Genomic DNA, 5,540 nt, shown 5'->3' on the forward strand with positions numbered 1-5,540 from the left:
CCAGTGCGAACAACCACAACCGCTATATCACCTGAAATAGCATGTGTAATAAAATTTTTGGCTCCATTGACTATCCAGAAATCACCCTCACGAACGGCGGTAGTGTTCATTCCGCCGGCATCAGAACCAGTGTTATGCTCGGTTAAACCCCAAGCACCTATGTGTTCTCCGGTCGCGAGTTTTGGAATCCATTTTTTCTTTTGTTCATCGTTACCAAATGTCAAAACATGATTTGTACATAATGAATTATGTGCTGCAACAGACAATCCGATAGAAGGGTCAACTTTTGAAATTTCCTCGATTATGGTAATATATTCATGGTATCCAAGTCCAGATCCTCCTAATTCAGTAGGTACTAAGACCCCCATAAAACCCATTTCACCTAATTTCTTAAAGAGTTCGATTGGAAAAATCTGAGCTTCGTCCCACTCCATTATATATGGTCTAATATTTTTTTCGGCAAAGTCCCTAATAGATTGTACTATTAATAGTTGGGTCTCATTATAATCAAAATTCATATAAATGTCTTTAATATTAGAAACTCAAATATAAGTTAATAATATTAGCTTTATTTACAGGAAAGCCACTAACTTTTATCAAATCTTCAATATTTTTAAAATCGCCATACATACTTCTATATTTTACGATCTGTCTGGCTAGACCTTGTTTGAAATAGAAAAATTGAGACAATTCTTTTAAAGTGGCATTGTTGATATCGATTTTATGTATAGTCGGAAGTTTTATAATCGTAAAATATTTATTTAAACTCAATACCACTTCTGGAGACAATCCCCAAACCTCATTGAGTTGTTCCATAGAAACGAATCCTCCTAATTTTTCTTTTTGAGTTAAAATTCGCAATGAAATAGCTTCTCCGATTCCGTTTATTTTAATTAGATCTTGTTGTGTTGCTTGATTAATATCTACCTGAACAATCTTCTCTTTGTTAGCGAAGACTGAATTTGAAAAATCTTTAAAGTGACTAATATCTTTCCTATTATTGACCCAATCTGGAAATTTGAAATAAGGAGCAATTTTGGCTAATAACGAATCTGAAACTTTTGTCACAGTTTGAAATTCCTTGGCTGAATTAACATATTTATTTTGTTTTCTAAAAGCGAGAAGTCTGTCAATTTCTTCAACAGACATTCCTAGTTTATAACCTTTATAATCTGAAATAAAATTTGGGTTGAACGGATGAAAATTTAGTCTTTCATCGCCGTGAGTCAATTTTAAGGAATCAACTTCAGTTTGAAACGAAAGCCATTGCTGTTTTTCAGTAGTATTGTTTACAATCAAATTAAAATCAACAAAGAAAAAAACTAATTGTAAAATAATCATGATTGTAAAAAGCACAAAAATCCCCCTTTTTTGCTGGTTAGTAAATTTGTAATACTTAAATTGTTGTTTAAAAGTCATTTCCAGATAAAATATAAGTCTTTATAAATGCATAAATTAAATTAAAAAAAATTAATTTATAAGAAAATTATTAAATTAATTTATCTCGCGGAATAATTAAACAACTACAACTCTAACTTTTATTAACGTACTAAAAACCAGCATAAAAACACAAATGTTAGTTAAAACCTCTTAAATTGTTAATAAATTATAACTTAAAAGAAGATTATTGTTTTTATTTTTTACAAAAAACGATACATTTGACACTTAATAACATAAAGCAAAATAACAGTATGTCAATTTGGAGAGTTAAACCAATATCTGCTTTTGAAGCTGATATAAAAAAAAGTGATTTAAAAAGAGTTCTTACAAAATGGGGACTTACCTCATTAGGAATTGGAGCTATCATAGGTGGGGGAATTTTCACCTTAACAGGTATAGCTGCTCATGATTATGCCGGACCAGCTTTGGCTCTATCTTTTGTTATTGCAGGAATAGGCTGTTTATTTGCTTCTCTTTGTTATGCTGAATTTGCATCAGTATTACCTGTAGAGGGATCAGCATACGCATATGCATATGGTACGATAGGTGAAGTTTTCGCATGGTTCATCGGATGGAATTTAATCCTAGAATATATGATGGGAGCCACTACCGTCGCCGTAGCCTGGAGCGGTTACTTTGTAAAACTTATCCATTTATTTGGAATAGAATTCCCCATCTGGCTCTGTAATGATTTGAGTACCGCTACAGAAAAAATTCTTGAACATAATAAAGCATTTCCAAATGACTTAATAGATATTCCAACTTTTGCATTTAATTTACCAGCATTTATCATTACATGGGTCGTTACTGCTATCCTTATTAAAGGAATTAAAGAAGCAGCAAGTACAAATAATATCATTGTAATTGTCAAAATTGCAGTTGTTCTTTTTGTAATTATCTGCGGTGCTTTTTATATTAATGTAGAAAACTGGCACCCATTTATCCCTACTGAAGTTCCTGTTTTAGATTCTCTTGGAAATGCGACCGGTAAAATGAACTTTGGATTTGGTGGTGTATTGACTGCTGCAACAATTGTTTTCTTCGCATATATTGGATTTGATGCGGTTTCAACTCAAGCTGGTGAAGCAATCAATCCCAAAAAAGATGTACCTTTTGCTATTATTGCATCTTTAATTATTTGTACAATTCTGTATATTCTTGTATCACTAGTATTAACAGGAATGGTTCATTATAATCAATTAGACAAAGCTGCTCCTGTAGCATCAGCTTTTAGTGAAAATGGATTAACCTGGGCTGTATTTATCATTACAATTGCTGCAACAGCTGGTTTAACTTCTGTTATGTTGGTAATGATGCTTGGACAAACACGTATTTTCTTAGGAATGTCAAGAGATGGTTTATTGCCTCCTTTTTTCAGTAAATTACACTCTAGTTTTAAAACTCCGTACAAAAGTACTTTCTTAGTTGGAACAATCATTTCGATAGTTGCAGCGCTGACTCCAATTGAAAAAGTGAGTGAAATGTGTAGTATGGGAACATTATTAGCATTCGGAATGGTTTGTGTTGCTGTAATGATTTTAAGATACAAAAAACCAGAATTAGAAAGACATTACAAAACTCCTGCTGTATATCTTGTAGGGACTCTTGGGGTATCTTTCAATTTATTCTTAATGACACAAGTAAGACATGAAACTTGGATTGCATTCTTATGCTGGGGAACTTTAGGAATTATTGTTTATTTTGCTTACAGCAAAAAAAGAGCAAAACTAAATAATCCTAAATCAGAATCAGAAGAAATCTAAATAGACGAAAGTAAGAAACAAAAAAAACCTGTTCATCATTTGAACAGGTTTTTTTTATATCCTGGAGTATATCTTTTCAATTATAAATCAAAAACTGAAGTTCGTTTGGCACGAACTAAGTCCTTTAACCGAATCCAAAATGCCAAGGTCAGGTAAACTCCAAAACCCAAACCTACAGTTACAAAGGAAATGTAAATAAAAAACAAACGGACATTAGTCACGCGCATTCCTAATTTATCGGCCAATCTGGAAGATACATGAAAACCATACTTTTCCAAAAAGAATTTTAATCTTACTACTGCTTGCATAATTTTTAACTTATGAGTTTTGACAAAATTACGAAATTTCAGTTGTTTTATATAATACCTTTTTTGATTGGAATTTATCACTAAAAACCACTCACTAGTTGAAGTGGAATCTGAGAAGATAATATTATTAATTTTTGTACTAAGATGTTTTTAATAGCTCCATACCAACGGCACAATTTAAGCATTTATTTTTATTACAATATTCGTTTTTAAGTTCTAATAAAGACTGAGTTTCAAAGGCATTTTTCCCCTTTAATCCAAATGAATTAAATTTATCTATTATTGAATTTTTTTCTGGTTCAACATCATTTAATATTGCAATTAAATCTTCTGAAACTTCTTCTCCTTTATTTTTTGCATACGCAAATTGAAGCGGAATAATAGTATTTAAAATCAATAAATCCATGAAAGACTTGGACAAAGACTTCTTTTTATTTGTGCTTTCTTTATCAAATTGATAATGAGTTTGCCAATATGGAGTAACCGAAATACTGAAAATATCATAAATGGTTTCAATATCATTTAAGCTGCTTATTTTCGAAAATAGATTTTGCTCTTTATTATACAAATTAGCCAATTGCGAAAGACGAATTGTAGGGAAATTGTCAGGTCTATGCTTGAAGAACTGAACTGGTTCTATAAAGTTTTTTTCTATTTGATATTTATGAAGCAAATAAAAATACCTAAACTTCAAATCTTTAAAATATGCGTCTTCTTTATCTGAATCCAATAATCCAGCGGTACCCAAAAGCAAGGCTTCGATGTTTTCTACTTCAAAACATTCTTTACGAATTACTGTGAAAGGAATAGATTGAGCAATTTTAAGGAACGTTTCTCCATTGGTATTCAATCCAAAATTTTTAGCCAAAAGAAAAAATAATACAGCTTCCCAATCATTATTGGTTTGTTTTAACAATTCTAAAATTGGCTTTGCTTTTCTTTCCAATCGTTCGAAAAACAATCTTTCTTGCCAATTAGTTAAAGCAAATTGCGGAATTTCTATTAATTGTTTTTCGCAAAAAATCCAAGACTTGGGGGTGAGTAATCTTTGATAATTATTGAGAATTTCCGAACTAACATAGTTTTTAAGTTCAAGAACAGGGATTTCTGAATTATCACTTCTGAAGATCTCTGAATCATGTTCCCAAACGACATGCAAAATCACGTTTTCGTAACCCGAATCTTTCTCATGATGATGTATGTACCAATCAGAAGATTTGACATGAATCTCAACATTTCCAGCCCATTTTTGATTGCCAATCGTAATTTGAGCATTGAAAAAATCAGGACCAGCAAGTTCTAAATATTGCCCAACATTACTAATAATGATTTCTTCTTGATTACAAGTTTTTAGATTTAAAGTATCAAATTTTTTAAACTTCCAGAGGTAATGCAGAAAATCTTCTTTCATGTTAATTCTATTTTTTAAACTACTTAAATAGCAGACAATTAATCTAAAGTAATAAAAAATAGAAAAATTAACTTACAAAATCAAATATTTTTTTTTAAATAGGCCACTTTCTTAACTGTGGCTTTTAAGCATCTCTATTTCATCGATCCAATAATATCGTATTTGGTTATTATATGATGATTTCCATTTCCTAAATCAACCAAGACGGCGGCATTTTCTTTGGTAAACAATTTATATAATTCATCAATTGAAGTGCCCAGTTTTACAATCGGAAATGGTTTCCCCATTACTTCTTTGATAGGTTTATCTGCAACATTTTTGTCGGCAACATAACTTTGGAACAAATCACTTTCATCAACAGAACCCACAAAACCGTGAACATCTATAACTGGGATTTGAGATATTTTATAGGAACGCATTCTTTCGATAGCATGCGAAACCAATTCTTCAGTGCGAACAACAATCAATGGCTTGTCTAAATGATCTTTTATGACATCTTCCGCTTTGGTAACATTCTCATCTAAAAAACCTCTCTCCCGCATCCAATCATCGTTGAACATTTTACCCACATAACGGCTTCCTGAATCATGAAACATCACAACCACAATATCATCTGGT

General features: G+C 31.5%; 6 protein-coding genes. 1 reads left to right on the plus strand and 5 read right to left on the minus strand.

The window, feature by feature from the left end; all coding sequences use genetic code 11:
- A partial coding sequence (locus tag VLC96_RS03680) for an acyl-CoA dehydrogenase family protein (protein WP_325260701.1) occupies nucleotides 1-518 on the minus strand: 518 nt, incomplete at its 3' end.
- A 16-nt stretch (nucleotides 519-534) separates the two neighbouring features.
- Complete coding sequence (locus VLC96_RS03685; protein ID WP_325260702.1) at nucleotides 535-1,341, minus strand: ComEA family DNA-binding protein; 807 nt, start codon at nucleotides 1,339-1,341, stop codon at nucleotides 535-537.
- 350 nt (nucleotides 1,342-1,691) lie between these two features.
- Between VLC96_RS03685 and VLC96_RS03690 the strand changes: the two genes are divergently transcribed.
- Nucleotides 1,692-3,203: an amino acid permease gene (locus VLC96_RS03690; protein ID WP_325260706.1), complete on the plus strand. Its 1,512-nt coding sequence runs from the start codon at nucleotides 1,692-1,694 to the stop codon at nucleotides 3,201-3,203.
- A gap of 80 nt (nucleotides 3,204-3,283) precedes the next feature.
- Here the strand turns inward: VLC96_RS03690 and VLC96_RS03695 are convergent, their stop codons facing one another.
- The 3 genes from VLC96_RS03695 to VLC96_RS03705 all read right to left on the minus strand — a co-directional run.
- Complete coding sequence (locus VLC96_RS03695) at nucleotides 3,284-3,511, minus strand: PspC domain-containing protein (protein ID WP_325260703.1); 228 nt, start codon at nucleotides 3,509-3,511, stop codon at nucleotides 3,284-3,286.
- A 139-nt stretch (nucleotides 3,512-3,650) separates the two neighbouring features.
- On the minus strand, nucleotides 3,651-4,922 hold the full coding sequence (locus VLC96_RS03700) for a DUF2851 family protein (protein WP_325260704.1): 1,272 nt from the start codon (nucleotides 4,920-4,922) through the stop codon (nucleotides 3,651-3,653).
- 134 nt (nucleotides 4,923-5,056) lie between these two features.
- A partial coding sequence (locus tag VLC96_RS03705) for a CBS domain-containing protein (protein WP_325260705.1) occupies nucleotides 5,057-5,540 on the minus strand: 484 nt, incomplete at its 5' end.

It is taken from the genome of Flavobacterium sp. (assembly GCF_035456085.1).
Lineage (GTDB): Bacteria > Bacteroidota > Bacteroidia > Flavobacteriales > Flavobacteriaceae > Flavobacterium.